This window comes from Streptomyces sp. NPDC059454 (assembly GCF_042749965.1).
Classification (GTDB): Bacteria; Actinomycetota; Actinomycetes; order Streptomycetales; family Streptomycetaceae; genus Streptomyces.
This window is the reverse complement of record NZ_JBHYVC010000012.1, coordinates 136,581-155,517: the sequence shown is the minus strand read 5'-3', so window position 1 is coordinate 155,517 and position 18,937 is coordinate 136,581. Positions and strand designations below refer to the sequence as shown.

The 18,937-nt window shown below is 71.2% G+C and carries 15 protein-coding genes; 11 read left to right on the top strand and 4 right to left on the bottom strand.

Features of this window, described 5'->3' with window-relative positions:
- Positions 1-32 precede the first annotated feature (32 nt).
- Positions 33-557 carry a DUF4245 domain-containing protein gene (locus ACFXAE_RS11995; RefSeq protein ID WP_384711901.1) on the bottom strand — a complete coding sequence of 175 codons (525 nt, stop codon included), beginning with the start codon at positions 555-557 and terminating at the stop codon, positions 33-35.
- A gap of 126 nt (positions 558-683) precedes the next feature.
- Between ACFXAE_RS11995 and glpX the strand changes: the two genes are divergently transcribed.
- A complete protein-coding gene (gene glpX, locus ACFXAE_RS11990) occupies positions 684-1,718 on the top strand; it encodes a class II fructose-bisphosphatase (protein ID WP_384711898.1) in 1,035 nt (344 codons plus the stop codon).
- A gap of 311 nt (positions 1,719-2,029) precedes the next feature.
- Here glpX and ACFXAE_RS11985 read toward each other — a convergent pair whose 3' ends face one another.
- Positions 2,030-2,404, bottom strand: a complete 375-nt coding sequence (locus ACFXAE_RS11985) for a WhiB family transcriptional regulator (RefSeq protein ID WP_384711896.1) — start codon at positions 2,402-2,404, stop codon at positions 2,030-2,032.
- A 94-nt stretch (positions 2,405-2,498) separates the two neighbouring features.
- Positions 2,499-3,194 carry a DUF1707 domain-containing protein gene (locus ACFXAE_RS11980; RefSeq protein WP_384711893.1) on the bottom strand — a complete coding sequence of 232 codons (696 nt, stop codon included), beginning with the start codon at positions 3,192-3,194 and terminating at the stop codon, positions 2,499-2,501.
- 146 nt (positions 3,195-3,340) lie between these two features.
- Between ACFXAE_RS11980 and ACFXAE_RS11975 the strand changes: the two genes are divergently transcribed.
- The 5 genes from ACFXAE_RS11975 (at position 3,341) to ACFXAE_RS11955 (ending at position 11,411) form a co-directional block, all read left to right on the top strand.
- On the top strand, positions 3,341-5,020 hold the full coding sequence (locus ACFXAE_RS11975; protein WP_384711890.1) for a fumarate hydratase: 1,680 nt from the start codon (positions 3,341-3,343) through the stop codon (positions 5,018-5,020).
- Between the two features lie 273 nt (positions 5,021-5,293).
- Entirely contained in the window at positions 5,294-6,712 is a 1,419-nt protein-coding gene (locus ACFXAE_RS11970; protein WP_384711887.1) for a M28 family peptidase, read from the top strand.
- Positions 6,713-6,840: 128 nt separating this feature from the next.
- Positions 6,841-8,244 (top strand): class II fumarate hydratase, encoded by a 1,404-nt coding sequence (locus tag ACFXAE_RS11965; RefSeq protein WP_384711883.1) that lies wholly within the window; start codon positions 6,841-6,843, stop codon positions 8,242-8,244.
- 73 nt (positions 8,245-8,317) lie between these two features.
- On the top strand, positions 8,318-9,010 hold the full coding sequence (locus tag ACFXAE_RS11960; protein WP_384711880.1) for a DUF402 domain-containing protein: 693 nt from the start codon (positions 8,318-8,320) through the stop codon (positions 9,008-9,010).
- Positions 9,011-9,284: 274 nt separating this feature from the next.
- On the top strand, positions 9,285-11,411 hold the full coding sequence (locus ACFXAE_RS11955) for a SpoIIE family protein phosphatase (protein ID WP_384711877.1): 2,127 nt from the start codon (positions 9,285-9,287) through the stop codon (positions 11,409-11,411).
- A 58-nt stretch (positions 11,412-11,469) separates the two neighbouring features.
- Here ACFXAE_RS11955 and ACFXAE_RS11950 read toward each other — a convergent pair whose 3' ends face one another.
- Complete coding sequence (locus tag ACFXAE_RS11950) at positions 11,470-13,758, bottom strand: transglycosylase domain-containing protein (RefSeq protein WP_384711874.1); 2,289 nt, start codon at positions 13,756-13,758, stop codon at positions 11,470-11,472.
- Between the two features lie 260 nt (positions 13,759-14,018).
- Between ACFXAE_RS11950 and ACFXAE_RS11945 the strand changes: the two genes are divergently transcribed.
- The 5 genes from ACFXAE_RS11945 to ACFXAE_RS11925 all read left to right on the top strand — a co-directional run bounded on the left by ACFXAE_RS11945 (position 14,019) and on the right by ACFXAE_RS11925 (position 18,915).
- Positions 14,019-14,954, top strand: coding sequence for an SPFH domain-containing protein (locus ACFXAE_RS11945; RefSeq protein WP_384711871.1), 936 nt, complete (start codon positions 14,019-14,021; stop codon positions 14,952-14,954).
- Positions 14,951-15,205 carry a hypothetical protein gene (locus ACFXAE_RS11940; protein ID WP_384711868.1) on the top strand — a complete coding sequence of 85 codons (255 nt, stop codon included), beginning with the start codon at positions 14,951-14,953 and terminating at the stop codon, positions 15,203-15,205. Before ACFXAE_RS11945 ends, ACFXAE_RS11940 begins: the two co-directional genes overlap by 4 nt.
- 163 nt (positions 15,206-15,368) lie before the next feature.
- Positions 15,369-15,893 carry a PadR family transcriptional regulator gene (locus ACFXAE_RS11935; protein ID WP_037939462.1) on the top strand — a complete coding sequence of 175 codons (525 nt, stop codon included), beginning with the start codon at positions 15,369-15,371 and terminating at the stop codon, positions 15,891-15,893.
- Positions 15,890-16,585: an ABC transporter ATP-binding protein gene (locus ACFXAE_RS11930; protein ID WP_384711865.1), complete on the top strand. Its 696-nt coding sequence runs from the start codon at positions 15,890-15,892 to the stop codon at positions 16,583-16,585. Before ACFXAE_RS11935 ends, ACFXAE_RS11930 begins: the two co-directional genes overlap by 4 nt.
- The gene (locus tag ACFXAE_RS11925; protein WP_384711862.1) at positions 16,582-18,915 is read left to right on the top strand and encodes an ABC transporter permease; all 2,334 of its coding nucleotides are present in this window, start codon (positions 16,582-16,584) and stop codon (positions 18,913-18,915) included. Before ACFXAE_RS11930 ends, ACFXAE_RS11925 begins: the two co-directional genes overlap by 4 nt.
- Positions 18,916-18,937 lie beyond the last annotated feature (22 nt).

Below are 18,937 nucleotides of genomic sequence, written 5' to 3'. Positions count from 1 at the left end.
TCCGACGGGGCCCCGCCCCATGTGCGCTTCCCTCACTCCGTGCGCAGCGCCCCGGCCATCTTCGCCAGCTGGCCGAACGATCCCGTGCCGGTCACCACCGTGGTCGAGCCCCCGGTGCCCTCCAGCACCAGCGCGTCGTAGTGGTCGCCCTCGTAGCGCGTCCAGGTCTGCCCGTCGATCCGCTGCGTGGTCTCCGTCTTCGCGGCGCCCTGCGTCTTGTCCTCGATGAACGCCGACCGCTTGCCCGCGGACTGCTCGACCGCCACGTACTCCCCGTCGGGGGCGCGGAAGCCGAGGTGCCAGGCCTCGGAGTCGGTGCCCCGGTAGCGGACGGAGGTGGGCTTCCACGTCTCGGACAGGCCCTCGGGCGCGGCCACGGGGTAGGAGGCCGCCCGGCGGGCCGTGAGCAGGTCGACCCGGTAGTCGACCCGCTTGATGTCGGGTTCGCCGTCCTCGTGCGGGATGAACAGCCAGACCACTCCCGCGACGAGCCCGATGAGGGCCAGGGAGAGGATCATGTCCCGGGCCGTTTTCTGCACGCTGTTCGTTCCTGCCACGTCCCCTATCGTCGCAGGTGCCCGGTGCGCTCATCCGTGGGGGGCCCTGCTCATTCTGTCGGACTGGCGATAGAGTCGTGCCCCACACCCTCATCCGGCCGTCGTCGTACAGAAAGGTGCGCTCCGATGACCGAACACCATCACTTGCCGTCCGAGCTCGATGTCCCCTCCGAGGCCCCCGACCGCAACCTCGCCCTGGAGCTCGTACGGGTCACCGAGGCCGCGGCCATGGCCGCCGGCCGCTGGGTAGGGCGCGGTGACAAGAACGGCGCCGACGGCGCCGCGGTGCGTGCCATGCGCACCCTCGTCTCCACCGTCTCGATGAACGGCGTCGTCGTCATCGGCGAGGGCGAGAAGGACGAGGCCCCGATGCTCTTCAACGGGGAGCGGGTGGGCGACGGGACCGGTCCCGAGTGCGACATCGCCGTCGACCCGATCGACGGTACGACGCTGACCGCCAAGGGCATGACGAACGCCATCGCGGTGCTGGCCGCCGCCGAGCGCGGCTCGATGTTCGACCCGTCGGCCGTGTTCTACATGGACAAGCTGGTCACCGGGCCGGAGGCCGCCGACTTCGTCGACATCAACGCGCCGGTGAACGTGAACATCCGCCGGGTCGCCAAGGCCAAGCGGGTCACTCCCGAGGACGTCACCGTGGTGATCCTCGACCGGCCGCGGCACGAGGGCATCATCAAGGAGATCCGGGAGACCGGGGCGCGCATCAAGCTGATCTCCGACGGCGACGTGGCCGGCTCGATCCTCGCGCTGCGCGAGGGCACGGGCATCGACCTGCTGCTCGGCGTCGGCGGCACCCCCGAGGGCATCATCTCGGCCTGCGCGGTGAAGTGCCTGGGCGGGACCATCCAGGGCAAGCTGTGGCCCAAGGACGACGAGGAGCGGCAGCGGGCGGTCGACGCGGGGCACGACCTCGACCGGGTGCTGACCACGGAGGACCTGGTCACCGGGGACAACGTGTTCTTCGTGGCGACGGGCATCACCGACGGTGAGCTGCTGCGCGGGGTGCGGTACCGGTCGGAGACGGCCACGACCGATTCCATCGTGATGCGGTCCAAGTCGGGGACGGTGCGGAGGATCGACTCCGAGCACCGGCTCTCGAAGCTGCGGGCCTACAGCGCGGTCGACTTCGACCGGGCCAAGTGAAACGTCACTTCGGTGCGCAGGGCCTGCGGCGCGGCACGGGGGTGAGTGCGGGTGCGTGGGGGGCTGGTCGCGCAGTTCCCCGCGCCCCTGGGTGAGTCGCCCTGCCCGGCGTGAAGAGGCGCCCTCTGTGCGGGGGGAGCGCCCACGCGGTGGGGCCGCACATGCCACGACCCCGTACCTGAAAGAGCGCTCCCCGTGCGGGGGGAGCGCCCACGCGGTGGGGCCGCACATGCCACAGCCCCGCGCCTGAAAGGGCGTCCCCTGTGCGGCGGTTTCCAGGGGACGCCTCTTTCTCCTTGCGCGCGTGCGTATCAGCCCGCCGCCGCGACGCGGTCCGGGCGAGGGGCCTTCTTCAGTTCCATTTCGCGGCGCCTGCGGCGGGCCAGGACCACTCGGCGTTCGGCGGCGGTGAGGCCGCCCCAGACGCCGTAGGGCTCGGGCTGGAGCAGGGCATGCTCGCGGCACTCGACCATCACCGGGCAGCGGGCGCAGACGCGCTTGGCCGCCTCCTCGCGGGAGAGCCGGGCGGCGGTGGGCTCCTTCGAGGGCGCGAAGAACAGCCCCGCCTCGTCGCGCCGGCACACCGCCTCGGTGTGCCAGGGGGCGTCCTGGTCCCTGTCCCGCGCTGCCGCTCGCCGGTCCGGAACGGCGGCTATCTGCAGGGACGAATGCGGCGGTTGCAGCACGGTCTACTCCTGACGACGGCTTCGCAAGCGAGACACGATGCAGCAAGGCTTACCCGATGTACGCGCGCCTATGCACTGAGTCCCGAACCGTACGTCAGTGGCCCAGATGTTTGCGCATGCTCCTGTCGACCTTGCGCTGCACCCGGTCGAGGATGTCCGCCACGAGCTTGCCGCGCTTGGGCCGCGCCTCGACGCTGCCCAGCACCGCCCAGCCGTCGACGTAGACAACCGGGGCCTCGTCGTCGGTCGCGTCGAGCGTGTCCACCTCGAAGGAGCCGAGCACGCCGCCGCCCATGCCGCGCAGCGACACGTTCTCCGGGACGAGGACCTCGACGCTGCCGAAGACGGAGAACGCCTTGATCATGACCTGCTGGTGGTCGAACAGCGCCTCGCTGAGGTCGATCTCGACGCTGCCGAAGACCGCGTACGCGTGAATACGGCGGCCGGTGCGCCAGCGGCCCTTGCGGGCGGCGGCGCTGAACACCGCGACCACGTTGTCATCGGGGTCCACCGGGATCGCGCCGGTGGTGGGGCGGCTGGGGGCGGAGGCGTGCGCCGCGCGCCGTTGGTGGGCTATGGGCAGGTCCTGGAGGAACACCTCCAGCTCCCCGACCGTCTTGGCGGCCAGCACGCCCTCGACGCGCTCCGCGTGCTCGTCGGCGGTGAGGCGGCCCTCGGCGAGGGCCTCGCGCAGGAGGTCGACGGTACGGTCCCGGTCGGCGTCGGAGGCGCGCAGCTCGGCCGTCCGCGGTGCCGTGTCCGGCTGCTGGGCGTGCTTCTGAAGGTCCACGGCGCCAGCGTACCGAAACGCGATAGATCGCGACTACCCCTCGGCGGGGACAACTGAGGACAACCTCACAGGCTCACCACGAAAAGCAGGTCCTACGCTGGTGAGCGCCCGCCAACGTCGGCGGGCGGCCGTCTGTCGAGTGAGGAATGGGCGAGATGCCTGAGTTCGAGTACGCCGATCTGCTCCCCATGGGAGAGGACACCACCCCCTACCGGCTGGTGACCTCCGAAGGTGTCTCCACCTTCGAGGCCGACGGGCGGACGTTCCTCAAGGTGGAGCCGGAGGCGCTGCGCAAACTCGCCGAGGAGGCCGTCCACGACATCCAGCACTATCTGCGCCCGGCCCACCTGGCGCAGCTGCGCCGCATCATCGACGACCCCGAGGCGTCGGGCAACGACAAGTTCGTCGCCCTGGACCTGCTGAAGAACGCGAACATCGCGGCCGCGGGCGTGCTGCCGATGTGCCAGGACACCGGCACGGCGATCGTCATGGGCAAGCGCGGGCAGAACGTGCTGACGTCGGGGCGTGACGAGGAGGCCCTGAGCAAGGGCATCTACGACGCCTACAAGAACCTGAACCTGCGCTACTCGCAGATGGCTCCGCTCACCATGTGGGAGGAGAAGAACACCGGTTCCAACCTCCCGGCGCAGATCGAGCTGTACGCGACGGACGGCGGCGCGTACAAGTTCCTGTTCATGGCCAAGGGCGGCGGGTCGGCCAACAAGTCGTTCCTCTACCAGGAGACCAAGGCCGTCCTGAACGAGGCCTCCATGATGAAGTTCCTGGAGGAGAAGATCCGTTCGCTGGGTACGGCCGCCTGTCCGCCGTACCACCTGGCGATCGTCGTCGGCGGCACGTCGGCCGAGTACGCGCTGAAGACCGCGAAGTACGCCTCCGCGCACTACCTGGACGAGATTCCGTCCGAGGGGTCCCCGCTGGGCCACGGCTTCCGGGACAAGGAGCTGGAGGAGAAGGTCTTCGAGCTGACGCAGAGGATCGGGATCGGGGCGCAGTTCGGCGGCAAGTACTTCTGCCACGACGTGCGGGTGGTGCGGCTGCCGCGGCACGGGGCGTCGTGCCCGGTCGCGATCGCCGTCTCCTGCTCCGCCGACCGCCAGGCGGTCGCGAAGATCACCGCCGAGGGCGTGTTCCTGGAGCAGCTGGAGACGGACCCGGCCCGTTTCCTCCCGGAGACGACGGACGAGCAGCTCGAGTCGGAGGGCGACGTCGTCAGGATCGACCTCAACCAGCCGATGGACGAGATCCTCGCCGAGCTGACCAAGTACCCGGTGAAGACCCGGCTCTCGCTGACCGGCCCGCTGGTGGTGGCCCGCGACATCGCGCACGCGAAGATCAAGGAGCGGCTGGACGCGGGCGAGGAGATGCCGCAGTACCTGAAGGACCATCCGGTGTACTACGCGGGGCCCGCGAAGACGCCGGAGGGGTACGCGTCGGGATCCTTCGGGCCGACGACGGCCGGGCGCATGGACTCGTACGTGGAGCAGTTCCAGGCGGCGGGCGGGTCCAGGGTGATGCTGGCGAAGGGGAACCGGAGCAAGCAGGTCACGGACGCGTGCGACGCGCACGGGGGGTTCTACCTCGGGTCGATCGGCGGGCCGGCGGCCCGGCTCGCGCAGGACTGCATCAAGAAGGTCGAGGTCGTCGAGTACGAGGAGCTCGGGATGGAGGCGGTGTGGAGGATCGAGGTGGAGGACTTCCCCGCGTTCATCGTCGTCGACGACAAGGGGAACGACTTCTTCCAGGATCCTTCGCCGCAGCAGCCGACGTTCACGTCGATTCCGGTGCGGGGGCCCGGGCAGGCGTAGTTCCGCGGGGGCGGGGGTGAGGTTCTCCGCCCCCGCCGCCCCTTCCCGGGGGCGCCGCCCCCGGATCCCCGCTCCTCAAGTCCCCCCAAGGGACTGACTGCACGCCGTCCGATTATCGGGCGGCGTGTTCTTTTTTTGGACAACCTGCCCGTTCGGGCGCCCACCCCGTTGACTGGCTCAACCATCACTGTGAGTCTTCTCGCCACTCCGACATGCTCATGCCATGTCAATCCTGTGTGGCTCACCCCACAGCCACCTCCCGGAGGAGACAAGGTGAAACGAAGATTCGCCGTGGCGGGCTTCTCGCTCGCTGTCGTGCTCGGCTGCGGCACACTCCCCGCCGCGGCCGCCGGCTCCGTGCCCGCCGCGGACACCCTCGCCGCGCCCGACGTCGACGTGAACAAGGTGAAGGCGCATCTGAACGAGTTCAGCGCCATCGCCGGCCGGAACGGCGGCAACCGCCGCGCCACCGGCCAGGGTTACCGCGACTCCGTCACCTACGTGAAGGGCAGGCTGCAAGCCGCCGGATACACCGTCACCGAGCAGCCGTGCACCTCCGGCTGCACCAGCGGGGCCGGACCCAACCTGATCGCCGAGTGGCCGCACGGCGACGCCGCCAACGTGACCATGTTCGGCGCCCACCTCGACGGCGTCTCGGCGGGCCCCGGCATGAACGACAACGGCTCCGGTTCGGCCGCCCTCCTCGAGAACGCCCTGACGCTCGCCCAGCAGAACCCGGCCATGCGCAACCGGGTCCGCTTCGCCTGGTGGACCGACGAGGAGCAGGGCCTCAACGGGTCCGACTTCTACGTGCGTTCGCTGTCGTCGACCGAGCGCGCGAGGATCAAGGCGTACTACAACTTCGACATGGTCGCCTCCGTCAACGGCGGCTACTTCATCAACCACATCACCTCCTCGGCCGCCGCGCCGATGAAGGCGTACTGGGACTCGCTGGGCCTGCAGCCCGAGGAGAACACCGAGGGCGCGGGGCGCAGCGACGACTACTCCTTCGAGCAGTACGGCATCCCCACCTCCGGTTACGCGATGGGCGCCAGTGCCCGCAAGACCTCCGCGCAGGCCGCCAAGTGGGGCGGCACGGCGAGCAGGGCGTACGACCCCTGCTACCACTCTTCCTGCGACACCCTCACCAACATCAACACCACCGGCCTGGACCGCGCGTCCGACGGCATCGCGTACACGCTCTGGCAGCGGGCCGTGGACACCGGCACCGGCGGCAGCTGTGACCCCGCCGGAGTGGTCGCGAACGGCGGGTTCGAGAGCGGGACCTCGCCGTGGACCGGGACCACCGGAGCCATCGGCGCCCACTCGGGCCGGTCGGCCCACAGCGGGAGCCGGTTCGCCTGGCTCGCGGGGAACGGGTCCGCAGGTACCGAGTCGATCAGCCAGACGGTGACCGTGCCGCCCGGGTGCTCCCAGGCGTCACTGACCTACTGGCTGCACATCGACACCGACGAGTCCGGCTCGACCGCGTACGACCGGTTCACCGTCAAGGCCGGCAGCACCACGCTCGTCACCCTGTCCAACGCCAACGCCGGCAGCGGCTACGTACAGCGGTCGGTCGATCTGTCGGCGTACGCCGGGCAGACGGTGGCCCTGACCTTCACCGCCAGCGAGGACTACAGCCTGCAGACCAGCTTCGTCCTGGACGACGTGACCCTGCAGAGCGGCTGACCCTCCCCCCACGGGACTTCCCCCCACGGGACCTCCGCCCCGCCGCGCTCCTCCTGCGGCGGGGCGGAGGCCGCTCACGGGAATACGCTCGTCGGACACCGCTGCTGTGAATCTTCGGAGGTACGACGATGACGACCACGGACGACGACCGGCGCCACCGCATCGAGCACGACTCCATGGGGGAGGTGAAGGTACCGGCCGACGCCAAGTGGCGCGCCCAGACCCAGCGCGCCGTGGAGAACTTCCCGGTCTCCGGGCAGCGCCTGGAGCGCGCCCACATCGAGGCCCTGGCCCGGATCAAGGGCGCCGCGGCCGAGGTGAACGCCCGGCTCGGGGTGCTGGACAAGGACATCGCCGAGGCGATCCGGGAGGCGGCCGGTGAGGTCGCCGAGGGGCGGTGGGACGAGCACTTCCCCGTCGACGTGTTCCAGACCGGGTCCGGGACCTCGTCCAACATGAACACCAACGAGGTTCTCGCCACGCTCGCCACCGAGCGGCTGGGGCGGGACGTGCACCCCAACGACCACGTCAACGCCTCCCAGTCGTCCAACGACGTCTTCCCGTCGTCCATCCACATCGCCGCCACGGCCGCCGTCACCCGCGACCTGATCCCGGCGCTCGGCCACCTCGCCGCGTCCCTGGAGCGCAAGGCCGAGGAGTTCGCCGACGTGGTGAAGTCCGGGCGGACCCACCTGATGGACGCCACGCCGGTGACGCTGGGCCAGGAGTTCGGCGGGTACGCGGCCCAGGTGCGGTACGGGATCGAGCGGCTGAACGCCTCCCTGCCGCGCCTCGCCGAGCTGCCGCTGGGCGGGACCGCCGTCGGCACCGGCATCAACACCCCGCCGGGGTTCTCCGCCGCCGTCATCGAGGAGGTCGCCCGCGCGACCGGGCTGCCGCTGACCGAGGCGCGCGACCACTTCGAGGCGCAGGGCGCCCGGGACGGCATCGTGGAGACCAGCGGGCAGCTGCGGACCATCGCCGTCGGGCTGACGAAGATCGCCAACGATCTGCGGTGGATGTCGTCCGGCCCGCGCACCGGCCTCGCGGAGATCAGCCTGCCCGACCTCCAGCCCGGCTCCTCGATCATGCCCGGCAAGGTCAACCCGGTCGTCCCGGAGGCCGTGCTCATGGTGTGCGCGCAGGTCACCGGCAACGACGCGACCGTCGCCACCGCGGGCGCCTCCGGCAACTTCGAGCTCAACGTCATGCTTCCGGTCATCGCGAAGAACGTGCTGGAGTCGGTGCGGCTGCTCGCGAACGTCTCCCGGCTGCTCGCCGACCGCACGGTCGACGGGATCGTCGCGCACCGTGAACGGGCCCGGGAGTACGCCGAGTCCTCGCCGTCCGTGGTCACCCCGCTCAACAAGTACATCGGTTACGAGGAGGCCGCCAAGGTCGCCAAGAAGTCCCTGGCCGAGCGGAAGACCGTCCGGCAGGTGGTTCTGGAGGGCGGTTACGTCGAGCGCGGCGACCTCACCGTCGAGCAGCTCGACGAGGCGCTGGACGTCCTGCGGATGACACGGCCGTAAAGCCTCGCGCGCCGGGCGTGAACCGTGACGGGGGGTTGCGGCGTCGTACGGCCGTGGCACCTACTATCTGGCCATGGCGGAGGGCGGAGCGACGATGCGCGAGGACGCGGGCAGGGCGGCCGGACACTGGGCGCCCGGGACACAGATCCTGTGGCGGTACCGGGAGAACGGTGGCGCACGCATTCACATCGCGCGCCCCGTCACGGTCGTACGCGACGGCCCGGAGCTGCTCGCGGTGTGGCTGGCGCCCGGTACCGAGTGCGTGAAGCCGGTGCTCGCCGACGGTACGCCGGTGCATCAGGAGCCGCTCGGCACCCGGTACACCAAGCCGCGCGCGGTGGTGCGGGGCCGCTGGTCCGGCACCGGTGTGCTGAAGCTGGCGCGGCCCGGTGAGCCCTGGTCGGTGTGGCTGTTCTGGGGTCCGGGCCGGAGGTTCAAGAACTGGTACGTGAACCTGGAGGAACCGCTGGCCCGTTGGGCCGGCGGGGTGGACTCCGAGGATCACTTCCTGGACATCTCCGTGCACCCGGACCGGACCTGGCGCTGGCTGGACGAGGACGAGTTCGCACAGGCCCGGCGGGACGGTCTGGTGGACTCCGCACTGGCCACAAGGGTGCGGGCGGCCGGGCGGGCCGCGGTGGAGGTGATCGAGGCCTGGGGTCCGCCGTTCACGGACGGGTGGGAGAACTGGCGCCCGGATCCGTCGTGGACGGTACCGTCACTGCCACAGGACTGGGACCGCACTCCGGCGCATGTGTCCTCGTGAGACCCTTGCCGCGCCCCCGGGCGGGAAACGTAGGATCGTCCTCCGCAAGGGTGCGGGGCAGCAACCACCGGAACGCGCACCGGGCTTGACCGATCGTCACCGAGGGGCGGCAGGACGTGAGCGAGGGGTACGGAAACACCGGTGCCGGCCGGGAACGGCCGGCCAACGGCACAGGAACAACCTCTGACCACGCGGGAATTCCGTTCCGGGGGCACATATTCCGGGTATCGGAGTTTCGGCGGGACGAACCGCGCGCACGGCGTGCGCCGGACGGATGGACTCGACACGCGTGACGGAGCAGCCGACCTCCTTCGAGCGCCCGCAGCCGGGCGCGGACCCCGCGGATCCCCGCGGGGCGCTCCTGCGTTCCCCGTCACCGGCGCGTGTGCCGGGCACGGGGGCCGCCTTACCCGTTCAGAGCCGCTCCGGCGGTGAGCCTCCCGCGTCCGGGGCCGCGTCCCCGGGGTCGTCGGGGGCGGCGGCGCCGGGCACGGTGACGCCCGGCGGCACAGGGCAGGACCCGGTGACGGATCCCGGTTCCGAGCACTCGCAGCCGGGGGCCGGGCAGGCCGCCGGGCCGGACACACACCGGCCGCGTCCCGCGTCCGAGGGCATCCCGGTGCAGCCGGCCGCGGGTCCCGACGGCGCGGAGCGGCGTACCGGGCAGGTCGCCCAGCCCGGGCGGCCCACGCCGATGCGCCGGGACGGGGACCGGCTGCGGTTCGTCGGCGCCGCGACCCGGCGGATCGCCCGCGGCATCGACCTGGACGAGATCGTGATGGGGCTGTGCCGGGCCACCGTGCCCACCTTCTCCGACGCGATCCTGGTCTACCTGCGCGATCCGCTGCCGGTCGGCGACGAGCGGCCCACCGGCCCGCTGGTGCTGCGGCTGCGCCGCAGCGACCGGATCCCGGCCGAGCGGGACACCGAGGGCGGGTTCACGCCGGTCGCCCCGCCGGAGCCGTCCGAGCTGGACTCGGTCGGCGCGGAGCTGTGCACGGTACGGCCCGGCAGCGCGCTCGCCGAGGTGCTGCGCGGCGTACGGCCGGTGTTCACGGACGCGCCCGCGGCCCGCGCCGCGCTGCCCGAGCTGCTCGGCGAGGAGGGCGCGTCGGCCGTACCGGACGGGCAGCGGGCGATCCTCGCGCCGCTGCGCGGCCGGCGGCGGGTGATCGGCGCGGCGCTGTTCCTGCGCCGCCCGGAGCGCATCCCGTTCGAGGCCGACGACCTGCTGGTCGCCGCGCAGCTCGCCACGCACAGCGCGCTGGGCATCGACAAGGCGGTGCTGTACGGGCGGGAGGCGTACATCGCGGACGAGCTGCAGCGCACGATGCTGCCGGAGACCCTGCCGCGCTGCACCGGCGTACGGCTGGCGACCCGGTACCTGCCGGCCGCGGAGACCGCGCGGGTCGGCGGCGACTGGTACGACGCCATCCCTCTGCCGGGCAGCCGGGTCGCGCTGGTGGTCGGTGACGTCATGGGGCATTCCATGACGTCCGCCGCGATCATGGGCCAGCTGCGCACCACCGCGCAGACCCTCGCCGGGCTCGACCTGCCCCCGCAGGAGGTGCTGCACCACCTCGACGAGCAGGCGCAGCGGCTCGGCGTGGACCGCATGGCGACCTGCCTCTACGCGGTGTACGACCCGGTATCGCACCGCATCACCATCGCCAACGCCGGCCATCCGCCGCCCGTCCTGCTGGAGCTGGGCGGCCGGGCCGAGGTGCTGCGGGTGCCCGCGGGCGCCCCGATCGGCGTGGGCGGGGTGGACTTCGAGGCCGTGGAGCTGGACGCGCCCGCCGGGGCGACCCTGCTGCTGTACACCGACGGCCTGGTGGAGTCCCGGCTGCGGGACGTGTGGACCGGTATCGAGCAGCTGCGGGAGAAGCTCGCCGCGACCGCGCAGCTCACCGGGCCCGATCATCCGCCGCCCCTTGAGGCGCTGTGCGACGAGGTGCTCGACATGCTCGGTCCGGGCGACCGGGACGACGACATCGCGCTGCTCGCCGCCCGCTTCGACGGGATCGCGCCGAGCGACGTGGCGTACTGGTTCCTGGAGCCGGAGGACGCCGCCCCCGGCCGGGCCCGTCGCCTGGCCCGGCGCGCCCTGTCCCGCTGGGGCATGGAGGAGCTGAGCGACTCGGTGGAGCTGCTGGTCAGCGAGGTGGTGACGAACGCCGTGCGGTACGCCACGCGGCCGGTCACCCTGCGGCTGCTGCGCACCGACGTGCTGCGCTGCGAGGTCGGTGACGACGTGCCGCAGCTGCCGCGGCTGCGGCAGGCGCGGGCCACGGACGAGGGCGGGCGCGGGCTGTACCTGGTGAACCGGCTGGCCCGGCGCTGGGGCGCGACCCGGCTGAGCACGGGCAAGGTGGTGTGGTTCGAGCTGAACAGCGGCTGAGGCGTCGTACGACGAGGGGCGCCCGGTGTGGTCACCGGGCGCCCCTCGTGTTTCCCGTCTACTGCTCCTCGTCGTCCCCCGGGTCCTCCGGGCCCCCCGGGAGTTCGAACGTCGGCGGTGCGGAGGTGGTCGGGTCCGCCGGCGGCTCCGACGTCGGCGGCCGGCTGCTCGGCGGCGCGGACGTCGGCGGCGCGGAGGTGGTCGGCGGTGCGGAGGTGGTCGGCTCCTCGGTCGTCGGCTCGTCGCTCGGGCTCTGCGACGGAGACTGCGAGACCGACGGCGATTTGCTCGGCTTCACCGCGTTGCCCTGCTTGGTGTCCAGGTCGAACTCGGTGACCTCGTCCATGACGCCGAAGGTGTAGGCGGCCCAGATCTCCGCCGGGGGGCCACCGCCGTTGACGCGGTAGTCGACGCCGGCCGCCCGGTACATCGGGACCTGCTTGCCGCTCTTCGCGTCCTCGCCGAACAGGCCGACCGAGGTGACCAGTCCGGGGGTGAAGCCGGTGAACCAGGCCGACTTGTTGTTGTCGGACGTACCCGTCTTGCCGGCGACCTGCTGGCCGTCGCGCAGCGGGTTCTCCCGCACGGACGTCTTGGCCGTACCGTCGTCGACCACACCGGTCAGCACGGAGGTCACCGTGTCGGCGGCCTCGCGGCTGATGACCTGCTCACCGATCGGCTCGGGGAACTCGACCCGGCGGTCCTTGTGCTCGACCGACTTCACGATCGCCGGGGTGACCTTCTTGCCGTGGTTGTCGAGGGTGGCGTAGACGCCGGCCATCTCCAGCGGGCTGGCGCCCATGCTGCCCAGGGTCTGGGCGGGCACGGCCTCCATGCCCTCGGTCTCCATGCCGAGTTCGCCCGCGGTCTCCACCACCTCGGTCATGCCGACGTCGATGCCCATCTGCGCGAAGACCGAGTTGACGGACTTGTTCATCGCCTCCTGGACGGTGATGTCGCCGTAACTCCGGTCGTCCTCGTTGGGGGGCGCGAAACCGACCTCCTTGCCACCGCTCGTCACGGGGCGCTCGCTCGTGCCGTCGTACAGCGTGTTCGCCGTGATCGGCACGCCGTCCTGGGTCTCGGCGTCCTGGTCCACGGCCGCGGCGAGGATCAGCGGCTTGAAGGTGGAGGCGGGCTGGTAGTCGTCGCGGGTGGCGTTGTTCCGGTAGTGCTTCACGTAGTCCACGCCGCCGTACATCGCCACGACCGCGCCCGTCTTCGGGTTCACGGAGACGGCGCCGGCCTGGACGTCGGCGTCGACCTCGCGCTTGTCGGGGTCGAGCTTGCTGGTGAGCTCGGTCTTGACCGACTCCTCCAGCGCCTTCTGCTTCTTCTTGTCGATGTTCAGCGTGATGGTGTAGCCGCCGAGGTCCAGCATGGCGTCGGCCTGCTTCATGTCCTCGGCGGTGCCCTGGGCGACGAGCTGCTGCTTGACCGCGGTGTTGGCCGCCTCGACCAGGTACCCGGTCTGGCCCTCCATCCCGGGGGCGGCCTTGGGTTCCTCGGGCACCGGGAATTTCATGCCCTGGCGGTCGGCCCGGTCCAGCCACTCCTGCTCGACCATGTTGTCCAGGACGTAGTTCCAGCGCTCCTGGGCGAGCTTCTTGCCGGTGTCGCTGGCGATCGCCCAGTCGTACTGGTTCGGCGCCTGGAGCAGTGCGGCGAGGTACGCGCCCTGCTCGACGGTGAGGTCCTCGGCGTCGACGCGGTAGTAGGCCTGCGCGGCGGCCTGGATGCCGTAGGCGCCGCGGCCGTAGTAGCTGGTGTTGATGTAGCCGGCGAGGATGTAGTCCTTGGACTTCTCCCGGTCCAGCTTCAGGGAGATGACCAGTTCCTTCAGCTTGCGGGTGACGGTCTGTTCCTGGGTCAGGTAGTAGTTCTTGACGTACTGCTGGGTGATCGTCGAACCGCCCTGCGCGCCCTTGCCGGAGACCGTGTTGAGCACGCCGCGCGCGGTGCCCCTGAGGTCGACGCCGGAGTCCTTGTAGAAGGTCTTGTTCTCGGCGGCGACGAAGGCGCGCTGGACGTCCTTGGGCACCTTGGCGAGGTCGACGATCTCGCGGTTGTAGCCCCTGCGGGCCATGATCGAGCCGTCGCTGTACTCGTAGACGTTGCCCTGCAGCTCGGCGTCGGCGTTCCCCTCGGGGATGTCGATCACCATGTACAGCACGATGAAGGCGCCCATGCCGAGCAGGCAGAGGCCGAAGAACGTGCCGAGGATCTTCTTCCAGGTGAAGAGGCGGCGTATGCCGCTGCGCCCGGCCGCGCCCGACGAACGGCGGCCCTTGGGTGCCGCACGGCGCCCACCGCGCTGTCGTGCGCGTCTTTCTTCCGCTCGTCCCATGCGTCCGTTCCGCTCCGCTTCGTTCGTGTGTGCTCGGCAGCCACACCAGTTCGCCGCTCAGGTCAGCTCAGAAAGCTAACACCGGAAGCTGTGACAAAGGGCGGCCGATCCGGCCTTTACGGGCGTGACAATCAGCACCTGCTCCAACGGAACCGACGTACGAGAGAGGTGCGAGGTTGCCGTGACGGGGTAAAGTGATATCACTTAGCTAGACAGGCGCTAGCCGCTCGGCGAGCGCCCGGAGGAACGGGGGATCACCCATGTCCACACACGACACGCAGGTCACGGCCGATGTGCCCGAGATGCCGGCCCCGCGCGTGCGGGAGTTCGCGGCGCACAGCATCGGCGGCGGGCTGGCGCTGCTGCTCGGCCTCGTCGGCCTGCTGGCCGGCACCGCGCTGATCATCACCGCCACGGCGGTCACCGGGGACGGAGCCAAGGCCGTACTGATCATCGCCGGCATCCTCGTCGCCATCGCCGCGTTCCTCGCGATGTGCGGGCTGAACATGGTGGCGCCGGGCGAGGCGCGGGTGGTGCAGCTCTTCGGCCGCTACCGGGGCACGATCCGGCAGGACGGGCTGCGCTGGGTGAACCCCCTGACCTCGCGCAGGAAGATATCGACGCGGGTCCGCAACCACGAGACGGCCGTGCTGAAGGTGAACGACGCCTACGGCAACCCGATCGAGCTGGCCGCGGTCGTGGTGTGGCGGGTGGAGGACACCGCGCAGGCCACCTTCGAGGTCGACGACTACATCGAGTTCGTCTCCACCCAGACCGAGGCGGCCGTCCGGCACATCGCCATCGAGTACCCCTACGACGCCCACGACGAGGACGGCCTCTCGCTGCGCGGCAACGCGGAGGAGATCACCGAGAAGCTCGCCGTCGAGCTGCACGCGCGCGTGGAGGCGGCCGGTGTGCAGATCATCGAGTCCCGCTTCACGCACCTCGCCTACGCCCCCGAGATCGCCTCGGCGATGCTCCAGCGGCAGCAGGCGGGTGCCGTCGTGGCGGCGCGGCAGAAGATCGTGGAGGGCGCCGTGGGCATGGTGGAGTCGGCGCTGGCCCGGATCGCCGAGCAGGACATCGTGGAACTGGACCCCGAGCGGAAGGCGGCGATGGTGTCCAATCTGATGGTGGTGCTGTGCGGTGACCGCTCCGCGCAGCCGGTCCTCAACACGGGGACGCTCTACCAGTGACGACTCCGTCCGGGGGTTCGGCCCCCCAGGGCCGGCCGCGGCGCAAGCAGGTGCTGCTGCGGCTGGACCCGTCGGTGCACGAGGCGCTGGCGCGCTGGGCCAACGACGAGCTGCGCTCGGCCAATGCGCAGATCGAGTTCCTGCTCCGGCGTGCGCTGGCCGAGGCGGGGAGGCTGCCGGGTGACACCGGCCCCCTTCCCCGCCGGGGCCGTCCCCCCGGGGGCGGAGCCCCCGGATCCCCGTCGGCCTGAACGGCCTCGTCCTCGAACTCCCCCGGGCGGGCCGCCGACGCCCCGCCCGTCCCAGTGGCGGAACCGTGACAATCGGCTCCCACCAGCGCACTCCTACGCCCCGCCATGGCCCGCACACTCCGCGTATACACATCGCGTATACACCGTGTGTAGAGTGCTCCGCATGTCCATCGGTCACACCCTCCTGGGACTCCTGGAGTCCGGCCCGCGTCACGGTTACGACCTGAAGCGGGCCTTCGACGAGAAGTTCGGTCACGACCGGCCGCTGCACTACGGCCAGGTCTACTCGACGATGTCCCGCCTGCTGAAGAACGGGCTCGTCGAAGTCGACGGCATCGAGGCCGGCGGCGGCCCCGAGCGGAAGCGGTACGCGATCACCGAGGCCGGCATCACCGATGTCGAGCGCTGGCTCGCCACACCGGAGAAGCCGGAGCCGTACCTCCAGTCGACGCTCTACACCAAGGTCGTCCTCGCCCTGCTCACCAGCCGGGACGCCGCCGACATCCTCGACACGCAGCGCTCGGAGCATCTGCGCGGCATGCGGATCCTCACCGACCGCAAGCGCAAGGGCGACCTCGCCGACCAGCTCATCTGCGACCACGCCCTGTTCCACCTCGAGGCCGACCTGCGCTGGCTGGAGCTGACCGCGGCGCGTCTCGACAAGCTCCGTGCGGCGGTGACCCGGTGACCACGCCCTCTCCCCCCGGCTCCCTGCTCGTCGCGCAGGACCTGCGCAAGGCCTACGGCCCCACCACCGCGCTCGACGGCGCCGCCTTCTCCATCCACCCCGGCGAGGTCGTCGCCGTGATGGGACCCTCCGGCTCGGGCAAGTCGACACTGCTGCACTGCCTCGCCGGGATCGTCACCCCCGACTCCGGGTCGATCACGTACGACGGCCGTGAGCTGACCGCGATGAGCGACGCCGAGCGCAGCGCGCTGCGGCGCTCGGAGTTCGGCTTCGTCTTCCAGTTCGGGCAGCTCGTGCCGGAGCTCACCTGCGTGGAGAACGTCGCCCTGCCGCTGCGGCTGAACGGCACGCCCCGCAAGGAGGCCGAGCGGGCCGCACTCACCTGGATGGAGCGCCTGGAGGTCGACGACGTCCGCAAGAAGCGGCCCGGCGAGGTGTCCGGCGGCCAGGGCCAACGGGTCGCCGTGGCCCGGTCACTGGTCACCGGCCCCCGGCTGCTGTTCGCCGACGAGCCGACCGGCGCGCTCGACTCCCTCAACGGCGAGCGGGTGATGGAGCTGCTCACCGACGCCGCCCGGTCCGCCAACGCCGCCGTCGTCCTGGTCACGCACGAGGCGCGGGTGGCCGCGTACTCCGACCGCGAGGTCGTCGTGCGCGACGGCAGGTCCCGGGACATGGAGCGCGTCATATGAGTGCGCGTCAGTGGGCGCGCGATCTCGGCATGGGGCTGCGGTTCGCCTTCGCCGGCGGACGCGAGGGCTGGATCCGGGCGCTGCTCACCGCCGTCGGCGTCGGACTGGGCGTGGCGCTGCTGCTGCTCACCACCGCACTGCCCAGTGCGCTGGCGGAGCGGCACCGGCGGGAGGAGGCGCGGCTCAACTTCACCTACGGCGAGCAGATCGAGCGCGCCGACGACACCCTGATGACCGCGGACACCAACACGGAGTTCGACGGCCGGGACGTCCGCGGCCGGCTGCTGGAGCCGGAGGGCGCCAAGGCCCCGCTGCCGCCCGGCCTGCGGGGGTTCCCCGCGCCGGGCGACATGGTGGTCTCCCCCGCACTGCAGGAACTCCTCGACTCGGACGGCGGCGAACTGCTGCGGGAGCGGCTGCCGTACGACATCACGGGGACGATCGGCGAGCAGGGGCTGATCGGCTCGCAGGAGCTCGCCTACTACGCGGGCGCCGAGGGCCTCGCGGCGCGGGCCGGCGACGGGGTGGTGGGTCGCATCGACTTCTTCGGGAACCCCGACCCGGTGGAGGAGGAGACGGACCCGGTCCTCGTGCTGCTGGTCCTGGTCGTCTTCGTGGTGCTGCTGATGCCGGTCGCCGTGTTCATCGCCGCGGCCGTACGGTTCGGCGGTGAGCGGCGCGACCGCAGGCTGGCCGCGCTGCGGCTGGTCGGCTCCGACGGCGGCATGACGCGGCGGATCGCCGCGGGCGAGGCGCTCGGCGGAGCGCTGCTGGGGCTGGCGTTCGGTACCGGGTTCTTCCTGGCGGGGCGTGAGTTCGCGGCGTCCGTCGAGGTGTTCCGGATCAGTGTCTTCCCGAGCTATCTGAACCCCTCGCCGCTGCTGGCGCTGCTGGTCGCGGTGGCGGTTCCGGGGGCCGCGGTGCTGGTGACCCTGCTGGCGCTGCGCGGGGTGGTCATCGAGCCGCTGGGCGTGGTGCGTACGACACGGCCGGCCCGCCGCCGGCTGTGGTGGCGGCTGCTGCTGCCGCTGGCCGGAATCGGCATGCTGCTCCCCATGATGGGCCAGGGCCGGGAGAACGGGGACTTCAACCAGTACCTGGTCACCGGCGGTGTCATCTGCCTGCTGGTCGGGGTCACCGCGCTGCTGCCGTGGATCGTGGAGACGGTCGTCGGCCGGCTCGGCCCCGGCAGTGTGTCCTGGCAACTGGCGGTACGCCGACTGCAGTTGAGCAGCGGCGCGGCGGCCCGCATGGTCAACGGCATCGCGGTGGCCGTGGCCGGCGCGATCGCGCTGCAGATGCTGTTCGCCGGAGTGGAGGGCGACTACACCAAGGAAACCGGCTATGACGTTTCGCTGGCGCAGATGCAGGTACGGGTGCCGGAGGGCACCGAGCTCGCCGCGGCTGCCACGAAGCTCGAGGAGACCGAGGGCGTCCGCAAGGTCTACCCGTTGTCCGAGGGGTACTTCGCCGACCGGCCCTGGCAGAAGGAGCCGCAGCGCAGCGCCCAGCTGACCATCGGTGACTGCGCGACCCTGCGCGAGGTGGCGAAACTGCCCTCGTGCGCGGACGGCGACGTGTTCGCGGTCCGGGGCGGCGAGTACGACACCGACACCCCGTCGCTGAGCAGGCCGGGCCAGAAGCTGTACCTGGAGAAGTCCACCGGCGACGGCAGGACGGAGGACGTCCTCTGGACCCTCCCCGAGGGGGTGAAGCAGGCCGACTCCATCGAGGACCCGACCGGGGCCAGGCGCGGCGGCTTCCTCGTGACCCCGGCCGCGATGCCCGCGGACATGGCGGAGGCGGTCACCGGCCAGCTGTATCTGTCGGTCGACGACTCGGTGCCGTACGCCCGCGAGCACGTGCGCAACGCGGCGGCCGCGATCGACCCGCTGGCCGATCCGACGACGTGGAACTCCACCGAGCGTTCCGAGCGCTACGACAGCATCCGCACAGGCCTGTTCGTCGGCGCCGCCGCCGTACTGGCGCTGATCGGGGCGAGTCTGCTGGTCTCCCAGCTGGAGCAGCTGCGGGAACGCCGCAAGCTGCTGTCCGCCCTGATCGCCTTCGGCACCCGGCGGCGCACGCTGAGCCTGTCGGTGCTGTGGCAGACGGCGATCCCGATCGGCCTGGGCCTGCTGCTGGCCTCGGTGGTGGGCATGACCCTGGGCGCGGTGCTGCTGAAGATGACCTCGACACCGGTCGGCGTGGACTGGCCGAGCGTGTTGCAGATGACCGGCATGGGCGCGGGGGTGGTCCTCGTGGTGACCCTGCTGAGCCTGCCCCCGCTGCTGCGCATGATGCGCCCGGACGGCCTGCGCACGGAGTGAACACGGCACGGCCCATGGGGGT

Bases quoted from the DNA above. Each gene is read 5' to 3' on its own strand.
- glpX (WP_384711898.1), top strand. From the start codon at position 684: ATGACCGAACACCATCACTTGCCGTCCGAGCTCGATGTCCCCTCCGAG.
- ACFXAE_RS11975 (WP_384711890.1), top strand. From the start codon at position 3,341: ATGGGCGAGATGCCTGAGTTCGAGTACGCCGATCTGCTCCCCATGGGA.
- ACFXAE_RS11965 (WP_384711883.1), top strand. From the start codon at position 6,841: ATGACGACCACGGACGACGACCGGCGCCACCGCATCGAGCACGACTCC.
- ACFXAE_RS11960 (WP_384711880.1), top strand. From the start codon at position 8,318: ATGGCGGAGGGCGGAGCGACGATGCGCGAGGACGCGGGCAGGGCGGCC.
- ACFXAE_RS11955 (WP_384711877.1), top strand. From the start codon at position 9,285: ATGGACTCGACACGCGTGACGGAGCAGCCGACCTCCTTCGAGCGCCCG.
- ACFXAE_RS11950 (WP_384711874.1), bottom strand. From the start codon at position 13,758: ATGGGACGAGCGGAAGAAAGACGCGCACGACAGCGCGGTGGGCGCCGT.
- ACFXAE_RS11945 (WP_384711871.1), top strand. From the start codon at position 14,019: ATGTCCACACACGACACGCAGGTCACGGCCGATGTGCCCGAGATGCCG.
- ACFXAE_RS11935 (WP_037939462.1), top strand. From the start codon at position 15,369: ATGTCCATCGGTCACACCCTCCTGGGACTCCTGGAGTCCGGCCCGCGT.
- ACFXAE_RS11925 (WP_384711862.1), top strand. From the start codon at position 16,582: ATGAGTGCGCGTCAGTGGGCGCGCGATCTCGGCATGGGGCTGCGGTTC.